Raw genomic sequence first — 17,236 nt, forward strand, 5'->3', positions numbered from 1 at the left:
GGGGCGCACCGCCGCGCGCCGTTCGGAAATTGGTAACCGTTTCATACCTAAGTGTCTCGACGGGACCACAACGCGAAACGAAGGCTATGGCACACTTCGATTCCGCCTGGTTCGGCTATGCCGCCCTGTTGTTGCTGCTCGCGACAGGCTTTGCCGTCCGCATCGATCATGTGCGGATCGGAATCGCGCTGGCGGCGCTGCTCGCCCTGCCCATGGCGCTGTTCGGTCGCGGCCCCGGCGGGGTGGCCCTGCTCCTCGCGCTGCTCGCGCTCGTCAATTTCGGCCTCGGCCTTCGCGGCTGGATCCGCGACACGCGAATCGCTTTCTCGCCCGAGGAGCAGCAGTTGCGCCAGTTGCATTTCGGCGGCCTCGGTCCCGTCGAGGCGCGGCGCCTGATCGACCAGGGGCACTGGATTTCGGCGCGCCGCGGCGAGGTGCTGATCCGCGAGAACGAGGCCGTCCCCAGCCTCTTCTATCTGGCGGAGGGAGAGGCGGCGATCCAGCGCGACGGCGCCGATGTCGGCCTGCTGTCCGACGGTGCGCTGATCGGCGAGGCGACGGTGCTCGACGGAGCGAATGCGACGGGAACGGTGACGCTGGCTACCCGGGCCCGGCTGTGGTTCGTGCCCGCTGAGGCGCTGCGATCCTATCTGGCGGCGAACCCCGGGATCGCGGCGGCGCTGCACGAAGGCTTCGCACGCGCCCTGCGCGGCAAATTGGCGAGCGCGAACACTCGCCTTGCCGACCGGACGCCGCTATGACCCTGAACTGCGCGTTCATTGCAACGCTGAAGATTAAATAACGCGCTGTTCCGATTCGAAATTTGAAGGTGTGAAAATGCCCGTCACCCTATTCGGGATTCCCAACTGCGACACCGTCAAGAAGGCTCGCGCCTGGCTTGCGGATCGCGGCGTCGATTATGCGTTTCACGATTACAAGAAAAGCGGCGTCGACGCCGACCAGCTGGAGGACTGGACCCGCCGATTCGGTTGGGAAAAGCTGCTCAACCGGTCCGGCACGACGTTCCGGAAACTGCCCGACGAGGTGAAAGCCGATCTGGACGCCGCGAAGGCGATAGCGATCATGATCGCGAATCCCTCGGCCATCAAACGCCCGGTCGTGGTCCATGATGGCGGGGTATTGCTGGGCTTCGACGCGGCCGAATGGGAGCAGGCGCTGTAGCGGACCCCGTCCACCCACAACCCGTCTTGCGGCCATGGAAATTGTGAATCATCCTCGCGCGCGAGGGTGAGGGACATGGTCAGACGACAACGCCGATACGAATATAGCGAGGAAGACAGGGCGGCGCTCGACCGGCTCGACCGCGATTTCCGCCGCTCGCTGCTCAGCTGGTTCGGCCGCCGCACGCGCGACCGCGCCGATCTGGAGGACATGGTGCAGGAGGTGTTCGAGCGCCTTATCAAGCGCGGCGGCGCCTCCGAACTCGAACGCCAGAATCTCAGCGCCTATGTGTTCGAGACCGCCAGCAGCGTCCTGACCGATCATCTGCGCAAGAAAGTGACGCGCCATTCGGACGCCCACGAACCATTCGATCAAAATCGGCATGGGGGTGCGGATTTCTCGCCCGAGCACGTTCTGATGGATCGGCAACAGCTTGCGCGGGCGACCGCCGTGCTGCTCGAACTGCCGGAACGGACCCGGGTGATATTTGTGCTGAGACGGCTCGAAGGCATGCGCCTGAACGACATAGCGAAGCGGCTCGGAATATCCGTGAGCGCGGTGGAGAAGCATATGCAGCGCGCCATCACCCACATCATGCGAAGGATCGACTTCGAGTGATGACAATCCCCTTTCCCTCGACCCTGCGCGGACTGGCGCCCGACGAGGCCGCCGCCGCGTGGCTCGTCCGCATCGACGCGGGACCGCTCGGCCCAGAGGAACAGGACGAGTTCGACGCCTGGCGCGCGGAATCGGCCGCGAACGCCGCCGCTTTCGCCAAGGCCGAAGCCGCATGGAACCTGTTCGACAGCGTGCCGGATGACCCCGCGCTGGACGCCCTGCGCGCCTCGGCGCTCGCGGCCGGGAAGGAACCGCGGCGCGGCCTGTGGGCCGGGATCGGCGTCGGTATCGCGGCCTCGCTGCTCGCGGCGGTCGCGCTGGGCACCGATTATCTGCCGTTCGGTCAGAAGACCGACGCCCCGCAGGTCGCGGCCCGATCCGTCCCGGCGACCGCCGCCGCCCCCAAGGCACCCGACAGCGGCGAGTTCGCCACCGCCAGGGGCGAGCGCCGCACCGTCCGCCTTGCCGACGGCAGCGCGATCACCCTCAACACCGACAGCGCGATCCGCGTCGGCTACGTCGCCGACCGCCGCCTCGTCCGCCTGCTGCGCGGGCAGGCGCTGTTCGAGGTCGCGAAGGACCCGCATCGTCCCTTCGTCGTTCAGGCGGGCGCGAAGCAGGTCACCGCGCTCGGCACGATCTTCGAGGTCCGCTTGCTCGACTCCGACCGCATGAAGGTCACGCTGGTCGAGGGCAAGGTCGTCGTTGACGAGGGCGAGGATCGGCCCGCCGCCGATGCGCCTGTCATGATCCCCGCCGTTCTCGCCCCCGGCGAGGCGCTGCTCGTGTCCGACGGCGCGCGGCCCGTGAAGTTCAAGGCCGACATCGACCAGCAGCTTCGCTGGCGCGAGGGCTTCGTCGAGTTCAACGACGCGACGCTGGCCGAGGCCGTTGCCGAAATGAACCGCTATTCGGGCAAGCAACTCGTCATCGACGATCCCGCGACCGGCAATCTGCGCGTCAGCGGCGTGTTCCGCACCGGCAGCCCCGAACGCTTCGCCGCCATCGTCGGCGAGCTTCTGCCTGTCCGCCAGCGCTCGCTGCCCGACGGTGGGGTCGAATTGCGCGCCGGGCGTTGATCTCTCGCCCGCAACCGGTCTCTCTTCTTCCGTCATGCTGAACTTGTTTCGGCATCCAAGGCCAGGCCTCTCCTTCAAGGCCGCGTTTATTCGAGGGCAGGCGATGGCCCCTGAAACAGGTTGGCAATTATCCCTTTTCGACAAGGAACTGTTCCCCGGCGAAAGCCGGGGTCCATGCGGGGCAGCGCCGTGCCATCTGGACCCCGGCTTTCGCCGGGGAACAGCTCCTAGCTTGCCTGAAGGGTATATATCCCAAACAAGTTCAGGGTGACGACGGAGGGAGAATGCGAAGCGGAGGGACTGAGAGAAGGAGCGCCATGACGCTACGGTAAGGCAGCACTGCGGGCTGTGCGGAAATTTTCTGCACATTTCCGATGCGGATTTTTCGCCCGCTCACGTTCTGATGTCCGACGCCGTCAACCGGCGCGGAGCATCACAGAGGGAGGGGCAAGCATGGCATTCGCTACACGCACCGCATTTTCGTTCAAGGCGGCGATGTATCTGGGGGTCGCCACGCTGGCGGTGAGCGCGGCCGGCGCGGCGCAGGCGCAGGCGGCCGAAGCGAAGCAACTCGACATTCCGGCGCAGGCGCTCGCGAACACGCTGACCCAGATCGGGCGGCAGACCGGCAGTGAGGTCGTCTTTCAGGCGGGCGACGTGCGGGGACGCAACGCCCCAGCGGTGCGCGGCGCGCTGACCGCCGGTCAGGCGCTGGACGCGGCTTTGCGGGGAAGCGGCCTGCGCGCCCGCCATACCGCGCAGGGAGCTTATGTCGTCGAACGCGCCGCGACCCCGCCGCCCGCCGCGCGCAACGAGATCGACGATGGGTCGGAAATTGTCGTCACGGCGCAGCGGAAGGAAGAGAAGATCATCGACGTGCCGATCGCGATGACGGCGCTGTCGTCGAACCGGCTGGACGATCTGAAGATCGAAGGCGGGGCGGAGTTGTTGCGCGCCGTCCCGAACGTCAGTTTCACCAAGACCAATTTCAGCATGTATAATTTCTCGATCCGCGGGATCGGGACGCAGTCCATTTCCGCAACGAGCGATCCGGCGGTCGCCGTCAGCTTCAACTCAACGCCGCTCGTCCGCAATCGCCTGTTCGAAGCCGAATTCTTCGACATGCAGCGTATCGAAGTGCTGCGCGGGCCGCAGGGCACGCTCTATGGCCGCAATGCGACGGCCGGTGTCGTCAACATGATTCCCGCCCTTCCCGACACGCGCGCCTTCGCGGGGGAAGTGAAGGGCGAAGTCGGCAACTACAGCACGACGCGCCTCAGCGGGATGCTGAACGTGCCGCTGTCCGACACGCTGGCCGTTCGCGCCGCCGGCGCGTGGACCAAGCGCGACGGTTTCGATTACAACAACTTCCTCGGCACCCGCATCAACGGGCGCGACCTGTGGTCGACGCGCGTGTCGGCCCAGTGGGAGCCCAGCGACCGTTTCAAGGCCAATGTCATCTGGCAGCATTTTTCGGAAGACGACAATCGGTCGCGGTCGGCCAAGCAATTGTGCACGACCGATCCCGGAATCGACCGAATTGGCGATGTGGAAATTACCGACCTCAGTCTTCGCGGCCGTATCGGCCAGGGGTGCCTGCCCGGATCGCTTTATGACGATGCGGCCTTTGGCAAGCCCAATAGCAATGCGCTCGTTTATCTTTACTTTCCACATTATTATTTGACTGTCGGAAATCGGTTGGAGGGCCGTACGCAGATTCCTGTACGCGCGGTCACCGCTGATCCGATGGGCGGCGGTATGCAATCCAGGAACTTGCGGGAAATCGAATCCAACTGGGATCCGATATTCCGTGCCAAAAATGATGTCGTCCAGTTCAACTGGGAATATAAGCCGTCCGAAACCCTGCAATTTATCTCGCAAACCGCCTATTCCCGTGATCGCTTCTATTCATCGCAGGATTATAACCGGTTCCTTACGGAACCGATGTTTGCGGATAGCTCAGCTCCGCCTATGTATGCAGGTTCGAGATTGATTGATTCGGAAGAATTTCCGGGGCCGACACCGGGCGGTGTGTATTGCGATCCACAATTGGGCTGTTCGGATCGCATGGTGTCGGCGGATTTGAGCCGGTCGAGAAACCGGCAATGGTCCCAGGAATTCCGCCTTCAATCCAGTTTTGACGGGCCGCTCAATTTCCTGGTCGGTGCCAATTATCTCGATTTCAAATCGCAGGACGATTATTATGTCTTCAACAATATGTTCACCTATATCGCTCAGTGGCAATATAGTAGGGCACCAACTATAGCTGCTGCACCTGGTTTTGCTGGTTATGGATGGGTATTACGGCCCTGCGAATTGGGCAATGAAGATCGAGAATGTCCCTATGTTGATCCTAACCAAATCGACAGTTTAAACAATCAGGGTCACAATTACTTTCTTAGCCAGAACGGTGTTCGTATTAAATCGAGAGCACTTTTCAGTGAATTATATCATAACATCAATGATAATTTGAAATTAACCGTTGGCGTTCGTTATACAAAGGATAAGAAAAAAGCAGATCAAATTCCCAGTCAGCTATTATTGGGTGGAGGAAGGAATAATCCAAGTACCGTAGCTAACGGTGGCCCTGATGATCCATATGGTTCCCAGTTTATTGGAGATATCACTGGTGGTCGTGTCAACAGCGGCTATCCCGCTCAGGATGATATCAATCAGTCATGGGGGAAATTCACTGGGCGCGTGGTGCTCGATTGGAAGCCGGATATCGGCTTCACCGACGACAGCCTCATCTATGCCTCGATATCCCGTGGCTATAAGGGCGGCGGCGTAAATCCGCCTAGAATCGATTTCAACCCGAATGTGGTGCAGTTCCAATTCCTGCCGCAGACCTTCCGTCCGGAATATGTCAATGCCTTGGAAGTGGGCATGAAACATAGCTTCAACGGCGGCCGCTTCACATTGAACGCCACTGGGTTTTTCTATGATTACAAGGATTTTCAGGTTTCGCAGATCGTCGACCGTATTGCCTATAATGAGAATTTCAATGCGACGAGCTGGGGCCTGGAACTGGAGGCGGCATGGCGCCCGTCGCGTGCTTTCAGGGTCGATGGCAATCTGGGCTATCTCCGGACACGATTGGGCAAGGGCGCGCAATCGATCGACGTGATGGACCGGACGCAGGGCGACCCCGATTGGGTCGTGCTACGGCCCTGGCTGCAGGTGCCGTCCAACTGCATCGCCCCGCGCGCCCTGGTGGAACAGCTGTTGCGCGTGGAGGCTGGTAAGTTGATACCTCCGTCGCCGGGAACCACCGCACAAGTTTTGGCCACCCTATGCCCGGGCGCGGACCGTTTTGGCAGCTGGAATCCCGCCAGGCCGGTCAGGGTCGGTACCCTCAATTACTGGAATCCCAACCGGGGGAACGTGCTTGTAAATCCGGCCTATGGTTTCACCTATGATCCGCTGGCGCCCTATAATCCCGCAACTGTCGGTGCGCTCGTGCCCTATGATCCCGCCAATCCCGAAGCCTGGATCGGGGGGTCGAGCGGCGCGCCCAATGGTGGCCGCGGATTTTATGCGGACCTCGAGGGGAATGAGCTGCCCAACGCGCCGCGCCTGACCGCAAATATCGGTTCGCAATATACATTCTTCCTCGAAGGCGGCGATTGGGAACTGACCTTCCGCGGCGACTATTATTTCCAGTCGAAAAGCTTCGGCCGGGTTTACAACACGGAGTTCGACAGGTTGCGGGCGTGGGACAATATGAACGTCGCCGTCATGCTGACCAGGCCGGAATCGGGTCTCTCGTTTCAGCTCTATGTCAAGAACCTGTTCAAGAAAATGCCGATCACGGGGTTCTTCGTGAACAGCGATGACAATGGCCTGACGACCAACGTGTTCACGCCGGACCCGCGCATCATCGGGTTTAACGCATCGATGAAGTTCTAAATCTTCTCCGCCCACTCCACTGGGGAAACCTCGGGTCGATGTCGTGCTCACTCCCAGGCCGACGTCGGCCCGGTCTTTTTACACTCCGATGACTTTGGATTGACCCAGTGCCATCATGCTCGGGACGCGGCGCTCAACGAAAGCGCGGACCATGATGTTGAACCAGGTTCAGCATGACGAAGAGCGGGATGGGCGCGGCGAAGCCCGCGCCCGCACGTGAAACTTTTTCCTCCGGACCCCGAAAACCGCTGGCCAAGGCGGCGGCGTTCGGCCTATTTTCCGCACGTGGTCAGGCTCCCGCTGCTCGCCGCCGATGACCGGCAGGCCCGCCTTGCGGCATGAGGCGCTGGTACGCCGCCGTGCTGGCGTTGCTTTTGCCCGCCGGCTGTGCCGCTGAGCCGATGGCGGCGGTGCCCACCCTCGACGGCCAACCGCCGATCGTCATCGCGCATCGCGGTGCGTCGGGTGAGCGACCCGAGCATACGCTGGCGAGCTATGAACTGGCGATCGAGCAGGGGGCCGATTTCATCGAGCCCGACCTGGTGTTGACGAAGGACGGCGTGCTCGTCGCGCGGCACGAGAATGAGATTTCGGAGACCACCGACGTCGCCGACCGTCCAGAGTTCGCGGATCGAAAGGCGACCAGGCGGATCGACGGCAAGGACGTCACGGGCTGGTTCACCGAGGATTTCACCCTCGCCGAACTCAAGACGCTGCGCGCGAAGGAGCGCATTCCGCGGCTGCGCGGCACTGCCAACGACGGCAAGTTCGAGGTTCCGACCTTCGAGGAGATTCTCGACCTTCTCGCGCGCGTGAACATGGAGCGCACCCATCCGGTCGGCGTCTATCCCGAGACCAAGCATCCGGGCTATTTCGCCGCGATCGGTCTGCCGCACGAGGCGCCCTTGCTCGCGCTGCTCGAAAAATACGGTTATCGCGGCCGAACGGCGCCGGTGTTCATCCAGAGCTTCGAGGTCGGCAATCTCAAGGCGATCCGCGCGAAGAGCGACCTGCCGCTAATCCAGCTGATGGACGATGAGGGCGGGCCCGCCGATGACCCGCGGACGAGCTATGCCGCGATGGCGTCGCCCGCGGGGCTGAAGGCGGTCGCCGCCTATGCCGACGGCATCGGGCCGAACAAGGCGATGGTCATCCCGCGCGGCGCGCTGGGCACGCTGGGCGATCCGACGTCGCTCGTCCGCGATGCCCATGCGGCGGGGCTGAAGGTGCATCCGTGGACCTTCCGCCGCGAGAATTATTTCCTGCCGCTGGGCGACAAGAGCGGGATCAATCCGGCGGGGCACGGCGACCTGGCGGCGGAGATCGCCGCCTATCTGGCGACGGGGATCGACGGGCTGTTCAGCGACAACCCGCGCGAGGCGGTGCCCGCGGTGAAGGAAGGAGCGTCACGATGACCGAACGCGCACTGGGCAAAAGCGGCCTGTCGATCCGGCCGTTCGTACTCGGCGGCAATGTCTTCGGCTGGACCGCCGACCGGACGGCGAGCTTCGCGATTCTCGACCGCTTTGCGGCGCGCGGCGGCAGCATGATCGACACCGCCGACGTCTATTCGGCGTGGGTGCCAGGGCATCGGGGCGGCGAATCCGAGGCGATGATCGGCGCATGGCTCCGCGAAAGCGGCGCGCGCGACCGGGTGCTGATCGCCACCAAGGTCGGGATGGGGGAGGGCGGCCTGCGCCCCGATGCCGTTCGCGCGGCGGCGCAGAGCTCGCGCGACCGGCTGGGGGTCGACGCGATCGATCTCTATTTCGCGCACCAGGACGATCCCGACGTGCCGCTCGACGAGGTGCTGGGCGCGTTCGGCGAATTGCGCGACGCGGGGATCGTGCGCGCGATCGGCGCGTCCAACTATTCGGCCGAACGGCTGGGCGAGGCGCTGCGCGTCGCCGATGCGAAGGGGCTGCCGCGCTTCACCGCGATGCAGCCCGAGCTCAATCTGCTCGACCGCGCGCAATATGAAGGTGCGCTCCAGCGGCTCTGCATCGCCGAGGGGCTCGGCGTCATTCCCTATTACAGCCTCGCCGCCGGCTATCTGTCGGGGAAATATCGCAGCGCCGACGATCTCGGCCAGAGCCCGCGCGGCTACAAGGCCAAGGCCTATATGGCGGGCAAGGGGCCCGCGGTACTCGCGGTCATGGATCGCATCGCCGCCGAAACGGGCGCCAGCCTGGCGCAGGTCGCGCTCGCCTGGGTGGCGGCGCAGCCGGGCGTCACCGCACCGATCGCCAGCGCGACTACGGTCGCGCAGCTCGATGACATCATGGACAGCATGGCGCTGCGGCTGACCGGCGAACAACTGGCCGCGCTGACCGAAGCGGGGGCCTGAGGAGCGGCAACGGACGGGGGACGGCGTGCGACTGTCTGTCTCCCTTCCCGCTTGCGGGAGGGGGCGGGGGGGGGGTCGGCGCCGTCGCGAAGGCCCGCCCCGCTGCGGCTGGCAAACGAGTTCGCAAGCTTCCACATTGGATTGACCCACTCGTCATTGCGAGCGAAGCGAAGCAATCCAGGGCGGATTGCGCATACTCTGGATTGCCGCGTCGCTTCGCTCCTCGCAATGACGATTCCAACTCATGTCATCATGCTCTAGCCTTGCTGCCCCTCCCGCGAGCGGGAGGGGAGACGGCATACCGCCTGTTCGAGTTGCGTTGCCTCCCGACGAAACTCTGTCTTTCGCAGCGCAACATAAATCGCTAGGCTCCCGTCCCATGTCCACGCTCCCCAAGACGCTCACCCTCGACACCTCGACCAGTCGCGCCAACCCGACGCCGCAGCCGATGAAGCGCCTGACGGTGCCGCGCATCCGCCAGCGCAAGGGGGGCGAGCCGATCGTCATGCTCACCGCCTATACGGTGCGCCAGGCGCAGCTTCTCGATCCGCATTGCGACATGCTGCTGGTCGGCGATTCGCTCGCGCAGGTGATCTATGGCCTGCCGCATACCGTCGCGGTGACGATGGAGATGATGGCGCTGCACGGCGCCGCGGTGGTGCGGGGCAGCTATCATGCCGCGGTGATCGTCGACATGCCCTTCGGCAGCTATGAGGCCGGCCCCGAGCAGGCGTTCGCCAACGCCTCGCGCCTGCTCAAGGAAACCGGCGCCGCCGCGGTGAAGGTCGAGGGGGGCAAGGTGCTTGCCCCGACGATCGAATTCCTGACCCAGCGCGGCATTCCGGTGATGGGGCATGTCGGCCTGACGCCGCAGGCGGTCAACATCCTCGGCGGCTATGGCGTGCGCGGCAAGAGTGACGAGGAAGCGCGCTCGATCGTCGAGGACGCGGTCGCGGTGGCGAAGGCCGGCGCCTTCTCGATCGTCATCGAGGGCGTGCTCGAATCGATCGCGATCGAGATCACGAACAAGGTCGCCTGCCCGACGATCGGCATCGGCGCTTCCGCGCAGTGCGACGGTCAGGTGCTCGTCACCGACGACATGCTCGGCATGTTCGAGCGCGTGCCGCGCTTCGTGAAGCGCTACAGCGACATGGCGAGCGTCATCGACGGCGCGGTCCGGGACTATGCCGAGCAAGTCAGGTCCCGTTCATTCCCGACATCCGAACAGATCTACGCCGGTTGAGGCCGGACGAATGGGCGCGGCGCAGCCCGGCGGAGCGCCGCCGCGGCCGGGTGAGTGAATCGCTTGGCCTTTCCGGGCCTCGCCGCTAAGGAAAGCGACCGGCGGGCCATGCGCCCCGCGCCCGTAGCGAGACGATGGAGGTTTGATTGGCCCTGAGCCCGGACAATGCCGCCTTTTTGCTGGAAGTCGACGAGGCGGTCCGCAAGGACCGGCTCGACACGCTTTGGCGGCGCTATGGCTGGTGGATCATCGGCGCGATCGTCGCGGCATTGGTCGCCTTCGGCGGCTGGCTCTATTGGGGCCACGCGCAGCAGGTGCAGCGCGGCGAGCAGGCCGAAGCGCTGGTCGCGGCCTTTGAAAAGGCGGCGGCGAGCCAGCCGAACGCCGCGGCGAAGGATCTCGAGACGATCGTCGCGGAGGGCAGTCCCGCCTATCGCTCGGCCGCGCTGATGCAGCAGGCGAACATCAAGGCGCAGGCCGGCGACCGCAAGGGCGCTGCCGCGCTGATGGCGAAGGTCGCGGGCGACAAGAAGATCGACCCGGCGCTGCGCAACGCCGCGCTGCTTCGCCAGACCGCGCTCGAATTCGACACGCTGAAGCCGCAGGCGGTGATCGACCGCATGAAGCCGCTGGTCGAGGCGAAGGACCCCGCGTCGAGCTGGTTCGCCAGCGCCGCCGAACTCAGCGCCATCGCTTATTATCAGCTCGGCCAGTACGATCGGGCGGGCGAACTCTATGGCCGTGTCGCCAAGCTGCCCGACGTACCGAAATCGCTCCAGTCGCGCGCGGTGCAGATGGCGGGCATGCTGGGCGTCGATGCCGTCACCGACCGTGCCGGCGAAAGCGCGGACAAGGATCGCAAGGACGCCGCCGGGTCGCAGACGGCGGCAACCGAAAAGACTGAGGAAACCAAATAATATGCTGAAGAAGCGGCATTATATTCTCTGCGCGGCCCTGTTGGCGCTGCCCCTGTCGGGCTGCGGCGCGTTCAAGGACAAGGGCGGACCCAAGACGCCGACGGTCGGCGAGCGGGTGTCGATCCTGTCGAACGACAACAGCATCAAGGTCGATCCGGCGACCGCGGAGATCGCGGTGGTGCTCCCCGAGCCCGTCGTCAACGCAAGCTGGGCGCAGTCGGGCGGCAACGCCTCGAAGGCGATGGGCCATGTCGCGCTGGGCGCGACCCGCGCGCGACTGTGGCAGGCCAGCATCGCCGGCAGCACCAAGAAGCAGCGCCTCGCCGCGTCGCCGGTCATCGCCGACAATCGCCTGTTCGTCGTCGATACTGACGCGGTCGTCTCGGCCTTCGCGGCCGACACCGGTGCCTCGCTGTGGCGCACGCCGATCGGCAGCACGGGCAAGGATTACAAGGATTCGCTGTTCGGCGGCGGTGCCGCGGTCGACGGCTCGGTCGTCTATGCGACCAGCGGGTCGGGCGATGTCGCGGCGCTCAACGCCGCCGACGGGTCGGTGATCTGGAAGGTGAAGCCGGCCGGTCCGCTGCGCGGCGCGCCGACCATCGCCTTCGGCGGCGTCTACGTCATCAGCCAGGATAATCAGATCATCGCGCTCAGTGCCGCCGACGGCGCGGTGCAGTGGCAGGCGACCGCGTCGCTCGAACCCGGCAGCGTCTTCGGCGCCGCCTCTCCCGCGGCGGGGCAGGGCACGATCGTCGCCGGCTTCTCGTCGGGCGAGGTGCAGGCCTATCGCTACGAGAACGGCCGCGACCTGTGGGAGGATGCGCTCGCGCGCACCTCGATGGCGCTGTCGGTGTCGACGCTGTCCGACGTCGATGCCGATCCGGTGATCGATCGCGGCCGCGTCTTCGCGCTCGGGCAGGGTGGCCGCATGGCGAGCTATGAGCTCGTCACCGGCCAGCGGACCTGGGAAATCTCGATCGCCGGCATCTCGACCCCCTATGTCGTCGGCGAGTGGGTCTATGCGATGACCGACGATGCCAAGCTGCTGTGCGTCGCGCGCGGTTCGGGCAAGGTGCGCTGGATTCAGCAGCTTGCGCGTTTCCGCGTCGAGACCGACAAGAAGAAGAAGGACCCGATCCGCTGGACCGGACCGATCCTCGCCGGCGGCAGGCTGATCGCGGTCAATACCGAGGGCACGCTCGCCGAATATTCGCCTACCGACGGCTCGCTGCTCGCCTCGACCGAGTTCAAGTCGCCGCTGTCGCAGACGCCGGTGGTCGCCAACAATATCTTGTATATTCTGGCGGACGACGGACAGATCACCGCCTGGCGATGACGGGATGGGGCGCCGCGCGGCCCCGCATGATAGGATAAGCAGATGGCGCGATCCGCAACGATCGCCATTGTCGGCCGGCCCAATGTCGGCAAGTCGACCCTGTTCAACCGGCTCGTCGGCAAGCGGCTCGCGCTTGTCGACGATCAGCCGGGGGTGACGCGCGACCGGCGCGAGGGCGACGGGCAACTGCTCGGCCTGACGTTCAGCATCGTCGATACCGCGGGGTTCGAGGATCAGGACGCCGCGACGCTGCCCGGCCGGATGCGCGTCCAGACCGAAAAGGCAGTGCGCGAGGCCGATGCCGCGCTGTTCCTGATCGATGCGCGCGCCGGCGTGACGCCGCTCGACGAAGAGATCGCCCGCTGGCTGCGCAGCGAGGACACGCCGATCATCCTCTGCGCGAACAAGGCCGAGGGCAAGCAGGGCGAGGCGGGGCTGATGGAGGCCTATGCGCTCGGCTTCGAAAACCCGATCGCGCTCAGCGCCGAACATGGCGAGGGGCTGGTCGACCTGTTCGACGCGCTGCGCCCGATCGTCGAACCGTTCATGGAAGCCGAGGAAGCCGAAACCAGCGAGGATGACGAGGAGCCGCTCGGCCCGCTCAAGCTCGCGATCGTCGGGCGGCCCAACGCGGGCAAGTCGACGCTGATCAACCGCATGATCGGCGAGGACCGGCTGATCACCGGGCCCGAGGCGGGGATCACGCGCGATTCGATCCGCGTCGACTGGCAATGGGAAAAGGACGGCGAAGTCCATCCGATCCAGTTGTTCGACACCGCAGGAATGCGCAAGCGCGCGAAGGTGCAGGACAAGCTGGAGAAATTGTCGGTCGCCGACGCGCTCCACGCGGTCGATTTCGCCGAGGTCGTCGTGCTGCTGCTCGATGCGACGAAGGGGCTCGAGGCGCAGGACCTGCGCATCGCCGACCGGGTGCTGGAGGAAGGGCGCGCGCTGATCGTCGCGCTCAACAAATGGGACGTCGCCAAAAATCCGTCGGCGCTGTTCAACGGCGTGCGCACGGCGCTCGACGACGGGCTGTCGCAAGTCAAGGGCGTGCCGCTGCTCAGCATCTCCGGCGCGACGGGCAAGGGGATCGACACGCTCGTCCGTGTCGCCTTCGAACAGCGCGACATCTGGACACGCCGCATGTCGACCGCGAAGCTGAACCGCTGGTTCGAGGGTGCGGTCACCGCCAATCCGCCGCCCGCGCCGGGGGGCCGGCGGATCAAGCTGCGCTACATCACCCAGGCGCGCACGCGGCCGCCGACCTTCGTCGTCTTCGGCAGCCGCACCGACGCCCTGCCCGCCAGCTACCAGCGCTACCTGACCAACGGCATGCGCAAGGAACTGGGGTTCCAGGGGGTGCCGATCCGGCTCAACTTCCGCAACACGCGCAATCCCTATGACGATTGAGGCGCCCGTCGTCGTCGACGCGCGCGGGATGCGCTGCCCCTGGCCGGCGCTGCGGCTGGCGCGCGCGATGCGGGCCGAGGCGCAGGTGCTGCTGATAGCCGACGATCCGAAGGCGGAGCGGGAGGTCGCCGCGCTCGCCGCCGAACAGGGGTGGACGCTCGCCGCCGACCCGGGCGCGTCCGGTTCGGGACGCTGGATGGTGACGCGCTGAACCAGCCGTCCGCCGCCGTAACCGCCTATTAACCGCCTTTTGGCATGCAGGCTTCGGGACCACCGGCCGAATTGCATGCCAAGGGACGGAACATTGGACGAGATGCTGGTCGATTGGAATGAATTCCGCGCGACGCGCACCCAGCTGGGCGCGGCGTTCATCCGCATATTGGGCTATTTCCGCGAGGACGGCATCAAGTCGGTCGCCGCGATCGAAGAGGCGATGCGCGCCCGCGACGCGCGCGGGCTCGTCATGCCCGCGCACACGCTGAAGAGCGAGGCGCGTCAGTTCGGCGGCGAGCGGCTGGGCACGCTGGCCGAGGATATAGAGATGTTCGCGCGCCACTGCGTCGAGGCGCAGATCAGCCCCGAGGAATATCTGCCGCGCGTCGTCACGCTGCGCCCGCTGTTCGAGGAAACGCTGGCGGCGCTGGAGCGCGAGGCCAATCCGCTCGTCCAGCGCGGCCGCCCGAGCTTCGGCCGCGCCGTCGGCTACTGAGCCGGGGACGCCCGCCGCATCGGCTGCACGGCCCCGCGTGCGAGGCTGCGCCACAGCCATTCGAGCGGCCCGTAGCGGAAGCGCGCGAGCCACGGCTTCGACCATAGCAGCATCAGCGCCGAGGCGCCGATCACGAACAGATAGAGCGGCAGGCGCCCGACCGTGCCGAACAGCCCGAGGCCATAGCCGTAGAAGAGGCTCGTCATCACGAGGCTGGTGCCGATGTAGTTGGAGAAGGCGGCCTGCCCCGCCGCCGCGATGCGGGCGATCCAGCCGCACGCGGCATGACGCCGGATCAGCAGGACCAGCAGCGCGGCATAGCCGATCGTCATCATCAGCCGTGCGGGCTGCGCCCAAGCGAGGAAGATGTTAAGCGACAGCAGATAATCGAACCCGCCGCGCCACTGGACCCATGCCAGCACTATCGTCAGCAGCAGTCCCGGCGGTAGCCAGCGGAGCGCCGTGCGGCGATAGGCGGCGGACTCCCAGCGCCCCGCAAGGAAGCCGCTGCGCAGCAGCGCCATGCCGATCATCATCAGCGGCAGCGTTTCGAGCGCGCTCATCAGCACCATCAGCAACGGCGTGTCCGCATGGCCGAGCCGCTCGGCGAGGATCGGCAGATAGCCGCCGCGATAGAGCGCCAGTTCGGCGTCGACCGCATCGCCAAGCCCCGCATATCCGGCGATCACGTCGCGCCCCGCCGCGGCCATCGCCGCCGACGCGCCGGAATCGTCCGCTGCCTGCGCGAGAACGAGCTGCGCGCCGAAGAGCAACGTCATCAACAGCGTGCCGAGTGCGAACAGCCCGACCGCCCAGCGGATCAGCCGCCGCGCCTCCCAGTCGCGAAAGGCGAAGGCGATGCAACCGATGCACGCATAGAGGAACAATATGTCGCCCCACCAGAGGAAGAGATAATGGGCGAACCCGAACACCGCGAGCCACGCCATGCGCCGGTAATGCACCGTCGCGGCATCCTGTCCCGACGCCCTTGCGCGCTCGACGATCAGCAGCATGCTCGCCCCGAACAGGATCGAGAACAGCCCGCGCATCTTGCCGTCGAAGAGGATGAAGCCGATCGCCCAGCCAGCCAGATCGGCCGGCGTCTCCCCGCCATAGGCTTTCGGCGAAATATAGGCCGCCTCGGGCATTGCGAAGGCGACGATGTTCATCGCCAATATGCCCATCACCGCGAAGCCGCGCAGCGCGTCGAGCGTGACCAGCCGCTGCGCCGATGCGCCGTCCTGCTTCTCCATTCGCGCCTCCGCTGCGTCCCGCCGGAAGGCTATAGGGCATTCGCTTCGGGATCATATCCCTCTCGGCGCGGTGGCAACGCCCTTTGGTTTTGAAGGCGCCTGCCTCTTCGTCACTGCGGACCTGGTCGGCATATATGTCCTTCAGGCAAGTCAGGAGCTGTTCCCCGACGAAAGCCGGGGTCCATGTGAAGCAGCGCTGTGCCATCTGGACCCCGGCTTTCGTCGGGGAACAGCTCCTTGTCGAAAAGGGATAATTGCCGACTTGATCCGGGGTGACGGGAACAGGCGACACCTATTGACATGTATGTCAATAATGCTATTGCGAGCCACGAAGCCGAAGCATGAGAGATTCGCCATGACCGCTCTTCCCCTTTGCCATCCCGACCGTGCCGACACCGGGTTCCGCCCGCTGAAGGCGTGGCACCATTTCCGCAAGCTGATCGCCGACAAGGAGGACACCGAACAGGTGTTCCACATCATCGACGCGCTGCGCGACAATCGCTTCACGCGGTCGGTCGAAGCGTTCTTTGCGACCGCGGTGGGGGCGAAGGTTCTGGCCGAGCGCCCCTATCTGCCGACGCTGCTCGACGATCACGACCGGTTGAAGGCCCTGCCCGAGGGAACCGTCGGGCGCGTCTATGTCGATTTCATGGAGCGCGAGGGGCTGACCGCGCAGGGCCTCGTCGACGAATCGATGAAATTCCGCGAGAAAAAGCCGCGCTACGATGACATGATGGAGGTATTCGGCGACCGGCTGCGCGACACGCACGACCTGTCGCACATCCTGACCGGCTATGGCCGCGACGCGCTGGGCGAACAGTGCGTGCTCGCCTTCTCCTACAGCCAGACGCCGAGTTGGGGCACGCTGTTCATCGCCTGGGCCGGCGCGCGCGAGATCCGCAAGGGCTTCGGTCGTCGCTATCCCATCTATGCGGCGGTGCGCGAAGGCCAGCGTAACGGCCGCGCCGCGCGGCACATCGCGCATCAGGATATCGAGGCGCTGCTCGCCGAGCCGATCGAGGCGGCGCGCAAGCGGCTGGGGATCGTCGAACCGACGATCTACAAGCAGGTCCATGCGATGATGCGCGCCGACGGCATCGACCCCTATGACCTGCTGGGGACGAAGGCGACCGAAACCGCCGCGGCACCCGCGCAGCCGGAACTGGCGAAGGCGGCCTGACTCCGTCGCCGGTAGGACTGGACCGGAGAAAGTTATAGTGACGCGTC

The 17,236-nt window shown here is 65.2% G+C and carries 15 protein-coding genes; 14 read left to right on the plus strand and 1 reads right to left on the minus strand.

The window, feature by feature from the left end:
- The first annotated feature begins 86 nt into the window (after positions 1-86).
- The 13 genes from C3E99_RS01145 to C3E99_RS01205 all read left to right on the plus strand — a co-directional run bounded on the left by C3E99_RS01145 (position 87) and on the right by C3E99_RS01205 (position 14,756).
- Entirely contained in the window at positions 87-761 is a 675-nt protein-coding gene (locus tag C3E99_RS01145) for a Crp/Fnr family transcriptional regulator (RefSeq protein ID WP_076073866.1), read from the plus strand.
- A 76-nt stretch (positions 762-837) separates the two neighbouring features.
- Entirely contained in the window at positions 838-1,182 is a 345-nt protein-coding gene (locus tag C3E99_RS01150) for an ArsC family reductase (protein WP_076073868.1), read from the plus strand.
- A gap of 75 nt (positions 1,183-1,257) precedes the next feature.
- Positions 1,258-1,800, plus strand: a complete 543-nt coding sequence (locus C3E99_RS01155) for an RNA polymerase sigma factor (protein ID WP_067107213.1) — start codon at positions 1,258-1,260, stop codon at positions 1,798-1,800.
- Positions 1,800-2,879 (plus strand): FecR family protein, encoded by a 1,080-nt coding sequence (locus C3E99_RS01160; RefSeq protein WP_076073874.1) that lies wholly within the window; start codon positions 1,800-1,802, stop codon positions 2,877-2,879. Before C3E99_RS01155 ends, C3E99_RS01160 begins: the two co-directional genes overlap by 1 nt.
- 453 nt (positions 2,880-3,332) lie before the next feature.
- Positions 3,333-6,788: a TonB-dependent receptor domain-containing protein gene (locus tag C3E99_RS01165; RefSeq protein WP_234002556.1), complete on the plus strand. Its 3,456-nt coding sequence runs from the start codon at positions 3,333-3,335 to the stop codon at positions 6,786-6,788.
- Between the two features lie 338 nt (positions 6,789-7,126).
- Positions 7,127-8,203, plus strand: a complete 1,077-nt coding sequence (locus C3E99_RS01170; RefSeq protein ID WP_104959308.1) for a glycerophosphodiester phosphodiesterase — start codon at positions 7,127-7,129, stop codon at positions 8,201-8,203.
- On the plus strand, positions 8,200-9,135 hold the full coding sequence (locus C3E99_RS01175; RefSeq protein WP_076073879.1) for an aldo/keto reductase: 936 nt from the start codon (positions 8,200-8,202) through the stop codon (positions 9,133-9,135). Before C3E99_RS01170 ends, C3E99_RS01175 begins: the two co-directional genes overlap by 4 nt.
- 379 nt (positions 9,136-9,514) lie before the next feature.
- Positions 9,515-10,378, plus strand: a complete 864-nt coding sequence (panB, locus tag C3E99_RS01180; RefSeq protein WP_067113598.1) for a 3-methyl-2-oxobutanoate hydroxymethyltransferase — start codon at positions 9,515-9,517, stop codon at positions 10,376-10,378.
- A 146-nt stretch (positions 10,379-10,524) separates the two neighbouring features.
- The gene (locus tag C3E99_RS01185) at positions 10,525-11,295 is read left to right on the plus strand and encodes a tetratricopeptide repeat protein (protein ID WP_076073882.1); all 771 of its coding nucleotides are present in this window, start codon (positions 10,525-10,527) and stop codon (positions 11,293-11,295) included.
- 1 nt (position 11,296) lies between these two features.
- On the plus strand, positions 11,297-12,634 hold the full coding sequence (locus C3E99_RS01190; RefSeq protein ID WP_076073884.1) for an outer membrane protein assembly factor BamB family protein: 1,338 nt from the start codon (positions 11,297-11,299) through the stop codon (positions 12,632-12,634).
- 42 nt (positions 12,635-12,676) lie between these two features.
- Positions 12,677-14,047, plus strand: a complete 1,371-nt coding sequence (der, locus tag C3E99_RS01195; protein ID WP_076073887.1) for a ribosome biogenesis GTPase Der — start codon at positions 12,677-12,679, stop codon at positions 14,045-14,047.
- Positions 14,037-14,258 (plus strand): sulfurtransferase TusA family protein, encoded by a 222-nt coding sequence (locus tag C3E99_RS01200; RefSeq protein ID WP_076073890.1) that lies wholly within the window; start codon positions 14,037-14,039, stop codon positions 14,256-14,258. Before der ends, C3E99_RS01200 begins: the two co-directional genes overlap by 11 nt.
- A gap of 102 nt (positions 14,259-14,360) precedes the next feature.
- The gene (locus C3E99_RS01205; protein WP_234002698.1) at positions 14,361-14,756 is read left to right on the plus strand and encodes an Hpt domain-containing protein; all 396 of its coding nucleotides are present in this window, start codon (positions 14,361-14,363) and stop codon (positions 14,754-14,756) included.
- Here C3E99_RS01205 and C3E99_RS01210 read toward each other — a convergent pair.
- Positions 14,750-16,009, minus strand: coding sequence for a DUF418 domain-containing protein (locus C3E99_RS01210; RefSeq protein WP_076073893.1), 1,260 nt, complete (start codon positions 16,007-16,009; stop codon positions 14,750-14,752). The genes C3E99_RS01205 and C3E99_RS01210 overlap by 7 nt on opposite strands.
- 355 nt (positions 16,010-16,364) lie before the next feature.
- On the opposite strand from C3E99_RS01210, the gene C3E99_RS01215 reads away from it, so the two are divergent.
- Positions 16,365-17,189, plus strand: a complete 825-nt coding sequence (locus C3E99_RS01215; protein ID WP_076073896.1) for a Coq4 family protein — start codon at positions 16,365-16,367, stop codon at positions 17,187-17,189.
- Positions 17,190-17,236: the final 47 nt, after the last annotated feature.

It is taken from the genome of Sphingopyxis sp. MG, from assembly GCF_002953155.1.
Lineage (GTDB): Bacteria > Pseudomonadota > Alphaproteobacteria > Sphingomonadales > Sphingomonadaceae > Sphingopyxis > Sphingopyxis granuli.